This window comes from Roseibacillus ishigakijimensis (assembly GCF_016595415.1).
Taxonomy (GTDB): Bacteria; Verrucomicrobiota; Verrucomicrobiia; order Verrucomicrobiales; family Akkermansiaceae; genus Roseibacillus; species Roseibacillus ishigakijimensis.
The window spans coordinates 41626-58461 of sequence record NZ_JAENIO010000025.1 but is presented as its reverse complement, the minus strand read 5'-3'; the positions used below and the strand labels follow the sequence as shown (position 1 = coordinate 58461).

Annotated in this window: 6 protein-coding genes; 5 read left to right on the top strand and 1 reads right to left on the bottom strand. The window is 63.8% G+C overall.

What is annotated here, in order from left to right:
* Nucleotides 1-466: 466 nt before the first annotated feature.
* Entirely contained in the window at nucleotides 467-1309 is an 843-nt protein-coding gene (locus JIN78_RS10700) for a PEP-CTERM sorting domain-containing protein (RefSeq protein WP_200391957.1), read from the bottom strand.
* A gap of 211 nt (nucleotides 1310-1520) precedes the next feature.
* Here JIN78_RS10700 and folP point away from each other — a divergent pair, with 211 nt between their 5' ends.
* The 5 genes from folP (at nucleotide 1521) to JIN78_RS10675 (ending at nucleotide 16781) form a co-directional block, all read left to right on the top strand.
* A complete protein-coding gene (gene folP / locus JIN78_RS10695; RefSeq protein WP_307832996.1) occupies nucleotides 1521-2435 on the top strand; it encodes a dihydropteroate synthase in 915 nt (304 codons plus the stop codon).
* A 27-nt stretch (nucleotides 2436-2462) separates the two neighbouring features.
* Entirely contained in the window at nucleotides 2463-3383 is a 921-nt protein-coding gene (locus JIN78_RS10690) for an alpha/beta hydrolase (RefSeq protein ID WP_200391956.1), read from the top strand.
* 260 nt (nucleotides 3384-3643) lie between these two features.
* Nucleotides 3644-9475, top strand: a complete 5832-nt coding sequence (locus JIN78_RS10685) for a hypothetical protein (protein ID WP_200391955.1) — start codon at nucleotides 3644-3646, stop codon at nucleotides 9473-9475.
* A gap of 59 nt (nucleotides 9476-9534) precedes the next feature.
* Nucleotides 9535-13236 (top strand): hypothetical protein, encoded by a 3702-nt coding sequence (locus JIN78_RS10680; RefSeq protein ID WP_200391954.1) that lies wholly within the window; start codon nucleotides 9535-9537, stop codon nucleotides 13234-13236.
* 44 nt (nucleotides 13237-13280) lie between these two features.
* Entirely contained in the window at nucleotides 13281-16781 is a 3501-nt protein-coding gene (locus JIN78_RS10675; RefSeq protein ID WP_200391953.1) for a hypothetical protein, read from the top strand.
* Nucleotides 16782-16836 lie beyond the last annotated feature (55 nt).

Here is a 16836-nt window from a genome sequence, read left to right as displayed (position 1 = left end):
GAGCACGAGGGAGCACGAGGGAGCACGAGGGAGCACGAGGGAGCACGAGGGAGCACGAGGGAGCACGAGGGAGCACGAGGGAGCACGAGGGAGCAGAGGGAAAAGCCAACGCAAGACCGCAACACCCCGAGAGCGGCTCGTCAGCGGGTGACTAAGAAATTCTATGGAGAATCATTTTTCGCCCTTCCTACTCTCCTTTAATACATTGCGCCTAAGGCTAAGGCGTTCTCCGCGACCACTCCCCGAGCACCGGGGCCGACAACTGGAGCGAATCCGAATACAAGGTCTCGGATAGTCAGCCCACTCGCTTTGCGACTCCCCCTCAATTCCAGCTCTGCCACCGACAGAGCCAGTCCCTCCCGGAGCGTTGTGATTCCTAGACCCCAGAGCACGAAAAAGCGCGGTCTCCTCTAGCGAGCGAGACCGCGCTTTTTAGGGTGCTGTGAACTAAAAACGGCAGAAAACCTTAGGCGCGGCGACGGCGGGCAAGACCGGCGAGCCCGACGAGACCCAAGAGAGCAGTGGAGGGCTCGGGAACGATGTCAAAATACATGCCATCCTGAGACGTGCCAATGAAGCGGTAGCTGACCCCGTTGTGGGTTCCGACAGGATTGGCATCCAGTTGCGTAAGGGTGAGGCCGTCCAAGAGACCGCCGCTGAAGGTCGTCCAGTTCCCGTAACCGTTGATGCTTTCCCCAGAACGAAATCCGTTATCCAGATTGTAGTATTCGTGGGTACCGTCCGCTTCGATATTCACGTACAGGTTCTCATTCATGGCATTACCCCCGCCCATATCGCTCAGGCCAAGCCCGACAGCGGTGGCCATTCCGTCCAAACTGCCGTTGGAGAAAGAGGTCCAACTGGCATCGAAGTGAAGACTGTGAGTTCCATAGTCGTAATAGCGAACCACGCCTCCATCCGCATCGGCGTAATACTGCACTCCGTTGGTCGAGCCGAGCCAAGAAGAATTCTTAATCGGCTGGCCAGCCAAGGGGCCGCCAGTCAAGGTCGTGCTGGTACCGGTTGTCGAGAGGGAGTTGTCTCCACCGTTCAGGGGATAAACCCGGTATTGGTAGGAGAGACCATCACCACCAATAAGGGCAAAGTGATGATCGTCAGCACCAAAGAACTGGGAGGTGGGAATATCCGACAAATTCTGCCCATCATAGTAGCCGCCTACGAGGTTTCCGCTACTGCCCCAGCTCTCTTGATAGGTGCCACCCACTTCATAGTAGCCGATAATGGCGGCCTGAGAAGAGGCGAGGGTGGAGAAGAGGCCCAGAAAGGATAATAAGTTGATATTTTTCATAATAAGTGGACTTGAAGACCACTTGAAACGAGTAGAAGAAGCTCACATACAACTATCCGAATTCAGCGGTCGGACTGGATGATAGTCTACAAAATACCAATAAAACTTTCAAATTCTCCGACTCACTCCATTTTGTAGAAAAATCCCGACGTGAGAGCTACTGGCTCGGCCACGGGGGCGCTCTGAAGAGAGGAGAAAGACGATCTCGAGAGTGGTCACCAGCGCCGCGAGCAAGCAAGCTCCCGCCATGGAGCTGCGTTTGTGTGAGCGGTCCCTGCACTGGCCCCGGCGGGGAGTGGTGATGGGCATCCTCAATATCAATGATGATTCCTTTTCCGGCGATGGCCGGGTGGAGGCGGCGTGGGCCGTGGAGCGTGCCCGCGAGATGATCTCCCAGGGCGCGGACCTCATCGATGTGGGCGCGGAGAGTGCGCGCACCAATCGCGAGGCCATCCCGGTGGAGGAGGAGATCGCGCGCTTCCAGGCCTTTTGCGAACGCTGGCCGGAGGTGATCGCCACCAGCGAGCCCCGCGACGAGCAACAGGTGTGGCCCCCCGTGCTCTCGGCCAATACCTGGCGTCCGGAGGTGGTGGCGGCGGTGCTGCCCCTGGGTGCGGAGCTGATCAATGACATGAGCGGACTGCCCGATGACCGCAATGCCCGGGCCTGCGCGGAGGCGGGGGCGGCCCTGCTGGTGATGCACTCGGTGGGCGCGCCCAAGGTGGACCACTCCCACGTCACCTGGCCCGATGTGGTGGGCGCGGTGGAGGAATTTTTTGCCGAAAAGCTGGCGCAGTGTGAGGCTGCCGGGCTGGCCCGCGAGCAGGTGGTGCTGGACCCGGGCTTCGGCTTCGCCAAGGGGCCGGAGGACGACCTGGCCATTCTACGCGACTTGCCGCGGCTGGGCTCCTTTGGCCGTCCCCTCCTCCTGCCCGTGGGGCGCAAGGGCTTTGTGGGCGAGGCGGCGGGAATCGAGGATCCGGCCGCCCGCGATGCCGCGACCCTGGCGGCAGTGGTGGCCGGGGAGGCCCGCGGAGGCAGCATCTACCGCGTGCACGAGGTGAAGGGCACCTTCGAGACCCTGAAGGTGCTGCACGAGATGGCCTTGCTCCGCGCAGGGCTCTGATTTCCCCCCTCTTTTTTCCCCTCCCCCATGCGTGCTCTCATCGTCGCCCTGCCCCTGCTGCTCCTTTCCTGCGCCCTGTCTCCTCCCGAGAAGGACCTCCCCCCGCCGACCTCCTACCTGACCACCTCCGATGGCAAGGCGCTCTCCCTGCAACATTGGAACCGGCAGGCGCGGCCGGAAACAGTGCTCCTGGCCCTCCACGGCATCGAGGGCGCGGCGCGGGACTTCGGCAATCTCGGCCGGGCCCTCCCCGAGCAGGCTCCCCGCACCACTCTCTACGCTCTCAACCAGCGCGGGGCGGGCTACGATGCGGATTGGGCCCACCAGGGCGACATCGCCAACCGCCAGCTCTGGCAGAGAGACTTGCGCGAGCTGCACACCGCGCTGCGGCAGCGCCATCCCGATGCCCGCCTGGTGTGGGTGGGCGAGTCGATGGGCTCGCTCGTCATGTTGCAGGCCCTCGCGGAGGGCGTGCCCGAGGCCCCGGAGGGCCTGGTGCTGGTCTCCCCCGTGGTCTCGCTGGGGGCCCTCCCCCGCTGGCAGGTGGCCCTGCTGCGCGTGGCGGCCACCCTCGCCCCCGGGGCCCGCGTCTCCCTGGCCGCACTGGCCGGAGGCTCCTTCCAGGCGACGACCCACTCGGATCACTTCGCGCAAAGCGAGGGAAATCCCTATCATGTGGAGAGCTATACCTTGCGCTATCTGGCCACCCTCGCCCACCTGGCAGAAGAGGCCCCCCGCCACGCCCGGGAGGTGCCCGGCCCGACCCTTATTCTGCATGGTGGTCAGGATTTCTTAACTTCTACCGGGGACATGGAGCGCTTCCGGGCCGCTTTTCCCCAGCGACCGGATTACCAGCTTTTTCCCCAGTCCCACCACCTCCTTTTTTACGACAAGGAGCGTAAGGATGTGATTGCGAAACTGTTACTCTGGCTCCTAACCATCCGCTAACAATTGGATACACTTCTCGAACTCACAGCGGGGCCAGTCTCCTTCCCGCCAGAGGAAAAGAAGACTTGTCTCTAGAGCGCGGAAAGAGGCAGACTGTAAGGGAGATCGTGGTTCGGTCTCCCAGCCCGGCTCACCCGCCCTCGCACCCCGTTCTTGCGAGTCTTCCCCATCTGGCGGGGCGAGAATCCCGGCTGAGAGTGCCGTCTGGAAGATTTTTCTGGAAAATGCGCTCTCGAACTTGCGGTTAACGACTCTGAGCCATGAAAACGCCTTCCTCCCGCCTTTTCTCCCGCGCGACCTCCAGCCTGCGGTTGCCCTTCGCCCTCAGCTTATTTCTCTTCGCCCTGCTGCCGGAGATGCGAGCGGCCCACACCACGAATCTGGACAGTATGGAGGTGGTCAATCCCTTCTACCTGCTGGCCTCCGATGAGTTCGACGGCGATGCCACCACCAATGCCCACGGCTTTGAGAGCAACTACGAGGTGACCATTCGCAACTCGGCCAAGGCCGACCCCGCGACGGCCTACTTCTACCGCATCCGCTACCAGATCATGCGCGAGACGGGGGGCGCTCCAGTGGCGGTCACCCTGCGGGGCGGGGGCACGGCGGGCACCTCGCCCCACAGCTTGCAAACCCTCGCGGCGGGACTGGGAGCCAAGACCTTCGACCTGCGGGCGGTGGCCATTCCCGACGGGCTCCTCGACTCCAAGGAAAGCTATTACCTGACGGCCCAACTGCAGCGGGCGGTGGCCGTGACCAAGCCCGGGCAAATCCCGCCCAAGCCGACCCCGGGGCCGTGGAGCGATGTGGGCGGGCAGAAAGACGAAAGCGAGCCCAGCGTAGTCTTCCAATTCACCAACGAGACCAGTGGGGACGCCGCCTGGAACATTGCCACCGTGCCGGGCACGTTGAACTGGACCAAGGACTGGGCGCTGGCGACCAATGCCAGCCACGAGGGCTTCGGGGTCACCATGGGAGTCTTCACCGCTCGCTACGATGACTTCGCGGCGCCGATTGCCTCCGTTTCCCCGGAGGTCTCGGTGCAATTTTCCCTGGAGGCCGAGAGCACGGGCACGGCCGTGCCGCTGGAGAATGACGGCCTCTTCTCGGCCACCGCTTCGGCACCCTCCTACAGCGACGACGGCACCCGGCACACCCTGACCTTCTTCGGCCCGGGCCTCTTTGGCTTCACCTTCAGCGGACAAATCGTGCCCACCGAGCAGCTCGATCCCGTCAATGAGCGCTACATCCTGCGGGCCACCATTTTTCATCAGGAAGACGCCACCGGCACGCTAAAGGAAGGGGCCACCTGCGAGCTGCCCGCGCGGCAGCTGCTGCACTTCAATGGCGATCTCTTCTTCGACGAGGTGGCGACAGTGGTGGAGACCATCAGCAATACCCCGGTGGCGGGAGCGACCGGCAATGATGATACCGATCCAGAGGACGACTACTTGCTGACCGCCATCCAGGTGCCGGTCAATGGCGGTCACCTCGCGGGACGTCCCGAGGTCTCCTTCGGCAGCGGCGGCCTCCTGCAGGTCCGGCTCTATGACGACGGGCACATGGAGCTGGCGAACGGGAGCCACGCCGCCTACCCCACCAATGGCTCGGGGGCGAATCTGACTTGTCTGGACGTGCCGGACTTCGAGCTGCTCAATGTCACCCTGCGCCCGACGGGAGCGCATGCCACCGGCTTTCGCTACAATCTGCCCCAGGGGCTGGTCTACTTTCCGGACTTCACTGCCAACTCCTACCTGGGAGAGAGCGTCTTCACCCGCAATGTGGCGCTGAGCCTGACCCCCGACCTCTGCCTGACCGGACCGCTGAATCTCAATCTGGGAGCCCATGCGGTGGTCGCGGATGAGGCCCACCCGCTCCTCTTTGCCAGCCAGCAGGTGGTGGTGGCGGCCAATGGCGAGCTCGACTTCACGGTGGGTCAAGTGCGCTACAGCCAGTTTGCCAAGTATCAACGGCTGGGGCAGCTCTCCAACGCCGGGCAGCTCGATAGCCCCGAGATGGCGGACCGCTGCTCCAACGATCGCTACCTGATCTTTGCCCACACCACGGCGGCGAGCACGGCCCGCTTCTCCACGGCCGACGATGGCACCGCCCGCCTCACGACCGACTTCTCTATCCTGGGTGACGAGTTCGAGACCCACTTTCCACACAAGACCACGGTCAACTTTACCGACCCCTCCCAGGTGGCCATCCGCGAGGGAAAAATCGACCACAACGCGGGCTCCAGCCTGAAAGCGGCCACCCCCCTGACCGTGCCCTACTACCAGACTTGCCCCGATAGCGATTGCGGAGGCGCGCTGCTGGCGACCGAGATCAGTGCCAAGCCCGAGGGCGACACCCTCCACTTTGCCACCAATGGCGGGCTCTACGCCCAGTCGACCCAGATCGACGGCGGGGCCGGCCACCGGCTGGAGTGGGGCAAGCGCTCGGCCCTCCGCTATGCCCACCGCACCGACACCTTTGCCGAAGGCTCCTTCTACATGCCCGGCTACCAACTCTATGCCAGCGACAACACTCTGCTGAAAAATCCCCTCCTCGCCGCCACTGCCCGCGAACAAGCTCCCGCCGCCCTCCTGCTGGCCGCCTTTAACGAAGATCCGGCCGCCCCCGCCGCCTACCTCCCGGGAGAAGCCGGGTATCGCGATGGCAAGGGCGACCTCGCGGGCCTGAACTTTGAGGTGACGGGCACGAACGACAGCGGGGCCTCGCGTCTCGGGGGATCGCTGGAAGACTACGACTACGGCCTCCTGCCCGACCAAGGCAATGGCGGCTCGAAGTATTACGTGCGCACCGCCGGGGTCAGCGGGCGGCAAGTCGGCATCGATGGCACCTACGACGGCAGTGTGAAGCTCAAGGGCTTCGAGTGCAGCATCAGCCAATTCCAGCTCACCTTCCTGGAGAGCACCAATGAGGCCGAGGGCTGCGCCAGCTGGGTGGATGGCTCGGTGGAGGTGAAGGGCTATTCCAACTGGCACCAGGCCTTCACCGGCTTGACCTTCGATTGCTTGGGCGAACCCGGGGAAATGACCCCCGACCTCTCCGAGGCCGACGGCAAATCGCTCAGCTATTGGAACTCCAGCTTCGACCTGAAAAGCCTGCAATTCCTGACCTATCCCGATCCCGACGTGGCCTGTGAATTCCTCGGCAAGCTGGCGGCCGGGGCCAAGACGCGCGTTTCCCATGTCGACCAGGACCTCTTTGGCACCCTCGCCTTTTGCCCCGACGGCAATCTCTCCACCTTGCAGCTGGCCCTCGACAATCCGGAGGAATTCAATGGCATCGACTCCCAGCTGCGCCTGCCGGCCAACATTCCGCTCGACGGTCCCAACCAAGCCTACAACGTGGTGCCAGCCAGCAAGTTGCGCTTCAATAATCCCGAGTCTCCCGGCGCTCCGGGCGAGGGCTTTGTCACCTTCGCCGCCACCATCGACATCCCCTATTTCCGCGACTTGACGGTGCAGGCCATCACCACCGCCTCCGGCAGCGAGGCGGCGGCCTTCGCCCTCACCCCCGGGTGGGAGGAAGGGGGTGAGACCTTCTTCAGCCAGGCCGACTTCGACCCCACCCACCGGGGCTTCCCGGCAGCGGGAGCCGGAGTGCCGGACTTTGCCGACTATCGCCAGCCGCAGGGCGCGGATCCCGAGGTCAGCGAGACCTATCTCATCAAGGCCGAGCAAAAGCTCTTCGGCTTCATCCCCCTCTCCTACCCCCTCTTCTGGGACGAAGGGACCCGGCGCTTCGCCTCCAACAAGGCGCGCACCCAGGATATCTTCGTGGCCCAGATGGAGCACAAGATCGACTGGATGGACGCCAAATTCACCAACATCTCCTTCGGCGCGACCTATGACGGCCTGCCCCAGCTGAAGCTCTCCAACTGGCTCAATGGCGAGATCGACAAGGCCGCCGACGCCATCACCGACGTGCTCAATACCGAGACCAAGGCCGCCATCGACAAGGGCCTGGATGAGCTCGACAAGGTGCTGGAGGACTCTCTGAGCGCAATGATTGATCCCCTCGTGGACGCCGCCACCGGCAGCGCGGGCGATCCCGGGGCCCTGCGCGAGATCTACCGCCTCTTGCCCGACATCGCCGCCGGGGCCGCCAGCTACAATGACTTCCGCGATGAGGTGGAGACCCTGCTCACCGATCCGGCCACTTTGCTGGCCGACAGCATTCCCGAGCTCCAGGCCCTGCGCGAGCAGCTCGACAAGATTTCCGACGTCAATCAAGACGCGGCCAGCTTCCTGGGACAAACCGAATCCGCGCTGGAGCAAATCATCCGCGCCATCGACTGCATCACCGATGGCATCGATACCACCGCGGACTACAGTGTCGACTTCGACGGCACCAATTGGGAAAAACCCGATCTCTCGGGCATTCCCCCCACCCAGGCGGGCAACGACAAGGACTCCAACCTGAAAAAAGGCCTGCTCTACACCAAGCCCAAGGGTGCCGGGGCCAAGAGCGCGGCCGAAGAAGTGGAGCTGGAGATCGTCAACAACCTCATCGACATCCTTCTCGTCGAGCTGGTGGACGAGTCGGTGCGCGAGATCATCCAGCCCCTCATCGAGGCTGCGGCCTCCGAGCTCAATGAACAGCTCAACGCCCTTCTCGTCGACGTCACGCCCGCCTTGTTGCAAATCAAGGATGTTCTCCTCACCGTGCGCGGCTATCTGGTCGATATTCACGGGCAAGTGGCCCAGACCGGAGCGATGGTGACCAAAATCCAGGACATCGTGGACGACGCCCGCAGTGGCGAGATGATCAACGACATCCTCTCCCCTGTCCTCAGCCGGGCCTGGGCCTTGTTCGAGCAAGTGGAGCAAGCGGCCGGGATTCCCAGCCTCCTCGCCTCTGGCGCCGATTTCCAGGACGCCATCGATACCCTGCTGGTCAACTACAGCGAGGAAGAGTTCATCGACCTGCTCAAGGTCGAGCTCAAGGACGCCATCATGCAGTCCGACCTCGTCAAGCAGATGCAATTCCTGCTGCGGCAGACTCTCTACGACGTGGCCGACCGCATCACTTCCTCGCTCTCCTCGGTGCTGGCCCAGGTTACCAATGTGATGAAGGAGGTCATCTCCGACACCATCGGAGCCCTGGAAGACGAGATCAATCCCCTCCTGGGCACGATTTCCGACTACATGGGCTCGGGCGAGATTTCCGGCTTTGCCGAGTTCAATGGCGATTCCCTGCGCAAGCTACGGCTCGATGCCAAGATGCAGTTCGAAATCCCGGAGGAAATGGCCCTGCACGTCTATCTGGAAATTCTCTGCTACTCCTCGGAAGACAACTTCGTGCAGTCGGGCTGTCTGGAGCCCGGCGAGAAGATGGTGGAAGTGCGGGTGGGCGCCAAGGACGTCTCGGTGGAATGGATCTCGGAGTGCAAGATCAACCTCGAGGTGCGCCTCTCGCTGAAGGACTTCGACGGCGCGCCCGAGGACGATCCCACCCCGGGAGACAACCTGCCCCCGGTGCCCATCGGGGTCGGCGGCACCTTCGAGCTGGCTGATGGCGAGATCGACTTCCAAACCTTCAAAATCCTCGAGTTCGGAGCCACCATCGCGGTGGGGCTGGAGGAATGCTACCTCGGTGCCAAGGCCCGGGCCACCTTCTCCAGCTACGAAGTGGCGGCGGGGATCTTCTTTGGCCGCACCTGCACCCTGGAGCCCCTTCTCTTCGTCGATCCCGACATTGGCGACGTGGTCTCGGCCGGCACCACCTTCACCGGGGCCTACGTCTACGGCGAGGTCTGGATTCCCATCTCGGAGGTGGTCTTGGGCGTGCCCGCCAGCTGCCTCTTCCGCATCGATGCCGGAGTGGGCGCGGGAGCCTTCTACTTCCTGGAAGGTCCCACCTACGGCGGCAAGGTCTTCCTCGGGGTCTCCGGCGAAGCCCTCTGCATCGTCTCCATCCGGGGCGAGATCAAGATCATCCTCGCCTCCCAGGCCGGACGCCTGCGCGGGGCCGGCACGGGCAAATTCTCCGCCAAAGTCGGCTGGTGCCCCTTCTGCCTGAAATTCAGCAAATCAGTCAAACTCCTCTTCGACGACGGCGACTGGTCCATGCAATGACGAAAAAATCCGGGCCCGCGGGCCCCCTCTTTGAGAAAATCCCTTTCCCTTTTCCGGTTATGAAAGCAATGCGCTCCTCCTTCTTCCAACTGCTGCTGGTCCTCCTCTGGAGCACCGTCCTGTGCCCGGCCCAGAATCCCGATCCACTGGTCTTCACCGTGGGCAAGACCTTCGAGACCAACAACGGCACCACCTTGCACAACTACCTCCTCTGGCAACCGGGCGATGCCGCCACCACCTTTGGCAAACGCTTCGCCATCTACGGCAAGGACGGCGCCGCCACCTCTGCCAATCCCTACCAAAAGCTGGGGGTGCAGACCTTGCAAACCTCCCCCTCGGCCATCCAGGCCCTCCTCACCTTGGGCGGGAAGTTCGACGCCGATGGAGCCCGCCTGCCCGAAATGATCGTGGCGCTCAATGCCGAAGCCAATGGCACCACCCTGCCGGAAGGGTATGAATTCCCCACCAGCATCAATCTGGAAGTGGCCCAGAAGCTGGCGCAAATCATGACCGTGGCGGAGACCGATGCCGAGGTGCTCCAGTCCCTCGTCTCCCTCGGCCGGGCCCATCCCGGCGTGCAAATGGCCATCGGCCTCGGCTGGGCCATCGAGACCGCACCCAACTCCATCACCACCTACGAGGTGCGCGAGATCGACAATGGCGACAACGACCTGCGCGTGGTCGGGCGCGTGACCCTCGATGCCGCCAATCCGCAAATGCTGCTGCCTCCCCACCCGGCCCACGTCCTGCCCCACCCCGTCGATCCCAATCTCCAGCTGGCGGCCTCGCCCAAGGACCACCTCGCGGTGCGCCTCCGCTGGGGCACCCCCAATGGCCTGCGCACCCTGCTGCCCCACACCTACGGCTTCAATCTCTACCGCGTGGAGCAAGAAGCGGTCGATGCCGTCACCGGCAACCCCTCCAGCCTCTCCTTTGCGGAAGATGTCCTCAATCTCGGCGGGGTGAAGGTCAACATGCTGCCCATTGCCGCCCACACCCTGATGACGGATGGCGAAGCCGCCAATGTGAGCTTCTCACCCGATATCTTTTTCTTTGGCGATGACAAGAACCCCGAATTCGACGATCCCTTCGAAGACGGCGACTCCTTCTACTACTACGTGGCCGCGCGCGACATCGCGGGTCATCCCGGCCCCCTCTCCACGGCGGCGGCCATCACCATCTGCGACCGTTTGCCGCCCTCCATGCCCGCCATTGTCTCGGTGGACAACGTCTTCGACCTCGCGGGCTCCAATCCGGGCGAGGAAAAAGGTCGCCAACACCTGCGGGTGACCATCCGCCAGGTGCCGGAGACCCCGGTGGAAAACCGCGCCATGAAATACCGCGTCTACCGCTGGCATTCCGCCATTGATTGGCAAACCCACGGGGCGAATCCGGAGCAAAACTTCATCGGCGAGGTCAACCATATCGAAGGCGAACCCTACGTCACCTTCGACGACCTCAATCCCGCCGATCTGGATGAAGACGGTCTCGCCGGAGTCGATACCGGCACCCCGTTGGCCGAGAACGAAGACGATGCCGACATGGGCAAAACCTACTGGTATACCGTGCGCGCGGTCGATGGCTCGGCCTGCACCCCGGCCAACCTTTCCGGCCACTGTGGGGCCATGTATGGCGTGCTGCGCGATCGGGTGGGGCCGCCCCAACCCGAGGGGGCCCTCATCAGCTGCTTCTGTGTTCCCCGCATCAACCGCTGGCTTGATCCCTACGGAGCCACCCCCGACAGCCTCGGCCTCAGCGCCACGGCCCATGGCTTCATGGTCCTCGTGGCCCGCATCGACCAGAGCACCCAGACCCCGCGGGTAGCCGAGAAAGTCAAGTCCTTCGACCTCGCTTACCACAACACCGAGACCTTTGATCCCACCCAACAAAGTTCCGCCAGCAGCCAGATCTACTTCACCCGCACCTATCACTACCAGGGCGCGGAGCTCTACGGCGCGGTCTTCGTGCCTTTTCCTGAGAAAAAAGGCTACCGCCTCTCCGTGCGCAGCCGACTGGGCGATGGCTCGACCAGCCGCTGGTTGACGGTCACCACCGATCCCGAGTCCACCCCGGCCGACCGCATCAAGGTCCATTCCTTCCGCGCGGAAGCCCACAAATGCTGTCCCGTGCTCATCTCCCAACGCGTCTTGCGCGACGACCGCGGCAATGTGCGCAAAGACATCAACCGCTATCTGCCCCCGGACTCCGAAGATGATGACTGCCCCTCGTGGATCGAAGTGGTTCCGGGCACCACGCCTCCGCCCTTCCTGCCGGTGAATCCCGATGGCTCCATCGAGCCCGTCTGCGGTCAGCTCTACCTCGGCAGCGAGGACATTCGCGAAGTCCGCATCTACCGCCGCGCGGGCAACCGGGGCAAGCTCACCCTCGTGGCCCAGGAGTCCTCCCAAAAGGCCCTGCCCTCCTTCTACGAGTGGAAGGAAAACGCCACCCTCCTCGTCAATGGCGTGACCGCTTGCTACTACGCGCAGACCTTCGACGAGCACGGCAATGCCTCGCCCCTCACCCGCCTCGGCTGCGTGACCGTGGTCAATGAAGACCTCGGGGTGCCCATGCTGATGGAGCCGCGTAATCTCCCCGCCGTCGACGACCGGGCCCGCGCCGAGCTCTCCTGGTTCTGCGATCCGGTGGGTGTGGACCGCTTCGAGGTCTGGGTGGCCTCCGAGGGGGGCAGCGAGCCCAGCCTCACCGCCCCGGGCCTCACCGGCCGCATCGCCACCAGCACCAGCCCGGTGCTGGAAAGCGAGGATGGCGAAAGCCTCTCCTACGCGGTCTACCGCACCGACAGCCTCTCCTCCGGCTTCGGAGACGGGGGCGAATTCTCCCTCACCCTGACCCTTCCCGCCGAGGAGAAGCTGACCTTCGTCGTCCGGCCCATCGGTCCGCAAATCCCCGACCCCGTGACCGGAGCCTTTGAATTCGCCACCGGGGACTTTTCCAATCAAGTGAGCGGGCAATGGAGCGAGCCCTCCCCCGGCCTGCAGGATGTCATTCCCTGGCCCGCCAAGCCCCTCCCCGGAGTCGCCGAGTGGGCCCTCCCGGTGACCAACTTTGCCGCTGGCGAAGGTCCCTTCTACGCCCACCCCATCCCACCCGAATTCATGAACACCCTGAAGGCCTCGGCCGGCATCCTCATCGGCACCGTTGCGGCCTCGCCCTCCAGCAAGCTTCCCGACATGGCCCTCCTCCCCGGCGACCAACGCCCCGAATCCCATCTCTTCCACTACCGCAGGCAGAGCTCCGGCCCGCCCACCGCAGAGAATCTGGAGTCCCTCATGCCCTTCGTGGTCTACCGCTACCAGGTCCCCTCCGAGCGTTACCCCGAAGCCCAGCCCAACCTAGTGCAAATCACCCCCCTCATCGACCGGCTGTCCTTCAAGTCCAACTTCCCCACCAGTCACCAGAGCGACATCCCGATCTCCTATCAGGTGGAAGACCCCTTCCTCTTCTTTGCCGACTACCGCAGCCAGGAGCCCGCCATGCCGGTGCCGATCACAGGGGTCTTTACCCGCAATCCCGCCAATTTCACCACCGCCGCCCCCGTCTTCGGCGACAACAACCCCGCCTACCTCAGCCGGTCCGCCAGCGCCTACCCCGATGCCAAGTGGCTGGACCACACCATCTGGCTGCGCGACAGCCACCCGGCCGCGCGGGGGGCCTCCTACCAATACCTCCTCGTGCCCTTCTCCGAGCGGGGAGAAATCGAGCGCATCATCCCCACCAATATCATCACCCACAACTGAGCTTCCTCCTCTCCCGCCCACAAAATTCCAACCCAGTCTGCCCCATGAAAGCCAACTTCCTTCCGATGGCCCTCACCGCCCTCCTCTCGCTGAGCTCCCGGCTCCCGGCGGCTCCGGCAACGGAACTGCCCCACGAATGGTTCGTGCCCCACGAGACCCGAAATGGGTTCAGCCTAGTGGAGAGCGAAAGCGGGCAGGTGCGGCACTTCACGGTGGCCGCCAACGGTTCGGTCACGGTTTCCGCACCAGTGCGCACCGATTTGGCCAACCTCTCGGGGCTCGCCTCCGGCTACCGGGCCGGCACAACCGAATACCTGGTGCTCAGCTCAAAGACCAGCAATGGCCTCCGCCTGCTCCCGGTCACGGGCTCGTCTCCCCTTTCGATCCAAAGCTCGGACCGGGGCCCGAAAAGCGCCGTCCCCCTCCATCCCCCGGCCACCACCAGCAGCCTGCTCGTCCACGCCACCTACGCCGACAACGGTCATAGCGTGGAAATGATAAATACCCCCCATGCCACTCCCACCTTCGGCGCCCATTTTGGCAATCTCCTCGGCCTCTCCCAGTTGCAAGGCCTCCGCCATCCCGACACCAACGCCCGCTGGGCCGTGGCGACCTACGCGAGCATTCCGCCCCAGCTGATCGAATTCATCCCTCTCAGCACCACGAACCTGACCTCCAATTCTCTCGGCAACGTGCGCCCCGACAGCAAGCTGACGACCGAAGTGCGTGGCACTGACGGCCGCACCTGCACCCTGGCCTATCTGCCCGGGTCCCCCACGGTGGAAATTTTTACCCATAAGTTCGGGCCTTTCCTGGATGGCAAGGCCACCTCCCCCGCCCTCCCCTTCGCGGTGGGCAGCATTGCCGCCCTTCCCGCCGGCATTCCCAATGCCCCCGATGGCGTGATCATCACCTCCCACGACGGGCGCCAGGCCGCCTACGCGGGAGTGGTCAATGGCAGCTCCTTCACCATTCGCCAGACCTTCACCACCAATGCCAGCAGACCCTACGCCGGGGTCCTCCCCGTGCCGGGCCGCGGTCTCATCCAGCTCCTCGGCGATGCCCATTCGCGACGAAGCATCGAGTGGACCTACCTCAACCACAGCGGCACCCAATTCGCCACCGTCCAGAGCGGAGCGCTCGCCGATTGGTTGCCCCCCTCCGGCGAATTCGCCACCTTGTTCTGGTTCGACAAGCGCCCCTTGGTCAATAGTGACGCCCAAATCGTCGCCCTCCAGCCCCGGCCGGATTGGACCAATGGCGCGGGCGCTCCCGGCACCACCCTCTCGGTGGAGACCTACCTCTCGCCCTCGGCCGGCTTGACCAATCCCACCAACATCACCCCCGCCACCCCCGCCGGGGCCAACTACGTGCTGGCCAACCAATTCCTGCCCAATGCCTCGGTCTCCGCCTTGGCCGACAACACCGCCCTCCTCGCCCCCTCCTTCCGGGTCAGCCCCGAGTCGGGCAGCTATGGCGAGGCCGTCACGGTGGATGTGCTTTACGACGAAACCACTCTGGAAATCTACTACCGCGAGGACGTGCCCGCCGCCAGCTGGCAGCTCTTCGGGGACGCCCTCACCATCGGCTACCCCTCGGATTGGGCCTTCTTTGCCAAAGAAAAAGCCTCCGGTCGCGAAGGCCCCATCACCACCCGCCGCTACACCTTCACCACCGCTCCAGACGACTTGGATAGCGATGGCGATGGCGTGCCGGACTATGTGGAGCAAGAATTCGGGCTCGATCCGGCGGGCGGCGCGGATAGCGATCTGGACTTCCAATCCGATCTCGAGGAAATCCTCGCCGGCACCGACCCCAACGATCCCGATAGCAACGTAGCGGCGGGCTCCCGCACCCCACCCCATCTGGGCGAGGGCTTCTACCTCTACGCCCAAGCCTTCAACCAAACCACCGGAGCAGCCTCGCCCTTCAATGACAACGGCACCGCGACCACCGAGGATGACTACCCCGGAGTCTTGCTCAAAGCCCACGACATGCGCGGCCTGGCCCTCGCCAACGCCAACGTGCGCGCGATCACGGAAGCCCCCTTGAGCGGGCAAAATGGCGCCAAACTACCCGTCACCAGCCCTCTCGCGGAACGCGAATGGCTCATCCTCTCCACCCCAATCTACTTCGACCTCGGCACTGGCAGCAACCGGCCCCGCAATGGGCGCGAGACCTACCGCGTGCTCAATCGCCCGGTCTTTCCATCGCTCGCCGAGGGCAATGCCTTCGTCGCCTCCGGGGACAATCGGGCCGCCGACGCCGCCGGTTGGGTCGCTGGCATGCAGACCGCCGCTGCCAACTACCAGCCTATCAGCGCCCTCACCCGCCTCGATCCTCTCGACAACGCGGTCGCCATCCTGGCCGAACAAGCTCTCTTCACTGCCCTGCAAGGGCTGCCCGAGGCCGCCACCCTGGGCGTGCCCGCCGATATCGCCGACTTCACCCTCTTTGGCAGCCGCCCCTACGACAGCGGCAAAACTCCCCTCGACGAGGGCATGATCCGTGCTCTCCTCACGGCAGGCTGCGACTTCCGCGACCTCCTCACCCTTCTCGACTCCGGGGTGCGCGGCTCCACTCCCATCAAGAACCTCGCCAACCAAATCTACGCCCGTCACGCGGCCGTTTCGGCCAGCAATCCCAGCATGGCCCTGCCCCTCGATGCCCTGCGCTCGGTCTTGCGCACCGGAGCGATCACCGACCCCGGAGCCAGCGTGGCCATCTTTGACGAAGAGGGCAATGTGGTCGGCAACAGCACCCGGCCCAATCCCTACAACACCATCGGCTCCAGTCTGCGCAGCAACGCCCGCTCCGCCATGAACACTCTCCTGGGCAACGTGCCCGGCACCAAACGGCCCGTGGACACCTGGACCGTGGTGATCGAGCCCTCCACCACCCCCGGACACCGCTACCACTACCGCCGGAGCAATGGCGGCAATCTCGCTCTCTTCGTCGACTCCTTCGGCGACCGCTTTCTCCTGGAACAAGGCCTCGGCCTCAATCTGGGTGCCCAGTTCACCGTCACCGGCTATCTCGATGTCGATCCCGTGGCGGGCTTCGATACCATGGAAATTCTCTCCATCGACTTCGTGGTCGTCCCCACCGCCTCCGATCGCGACAGCAATGGCAACCTCCTTGATGACGAGTGGGAACTCTTCTTCTTTGGCGAACTTGGGGCCCACGGCCCCTACGACGAGCACCCGGTCACCGGCATCAACTACCTGCAATACCACCTCAGCGGCGTCGATCCCCGCAGCAACGAAGTGCCGGATCTCATCCCCGACCTTTTGCCCAGCGACATCGAGCTGGTCTGGAAAGAGGCCTTCAACGCCTACGACATCGAGTTCACCTTCCCCGATGCCTACCTTTCATCCTTTACCTTCGAGGTTCATTCCTCCACGGACCTCACCGGTTTCAGCGGCCCGGTCAATGTCGGCGGAGTGACCTCTCTCGGTGGCAACCGGCACGCCCTCCGGATCTCCGTCCCCCAATCCGGCTTGCCTCGCAATTTCTTCCAGATTCAAGTCTCCCTGGCCGATTAACACCGCCGCCATTTCAGGCATCCCGAGGTTCCCGGGATTACACCCGGGCTGGACT

What these genes read in the sequence shown, in the direction of transcription:
- JIN78_RS10700 (WP_200391957.1), bottom strand. Translation starts at nt 1,309, where the DNA reads ATGAAAAATATCAACTTATTATCCTTTCTGGGCCTCTTCTCCACCCTC.
- JIN78_RS10680 (WP_200391954.1), top strand. Translation starts at nt 9,535, where the DNA reads ATGAAAGCAATGCGCTCCTCCTTCTTCCAACTGCTGCTGGTCCTCCTC.
- JIN78_RS10675 (WP_200391953.1), top strand. Translation starts at nt 13,281, where the DNA reads ATGAAAGCCAACTTCCTTCCGATGGCCCTCACCGCCCTCCTCTCGCTG.
- JIN78_RS10690 (WP_200391956.1), top strand. Translation starts at nt 2,463, where the DNA reads ATGCGTGCTCTCATCGTCGCCCTGCCCCTGCTGCTCCTTTCCTGCGCC.
- JIN78_RS10685 (WP_200391955.1), top strand. Translation starts at nt 3,644, where the DNA reads ATGAAAACGCCTTCCTCCCGCCTTTTCTCCCGCGCGACCTCCAGCCTG.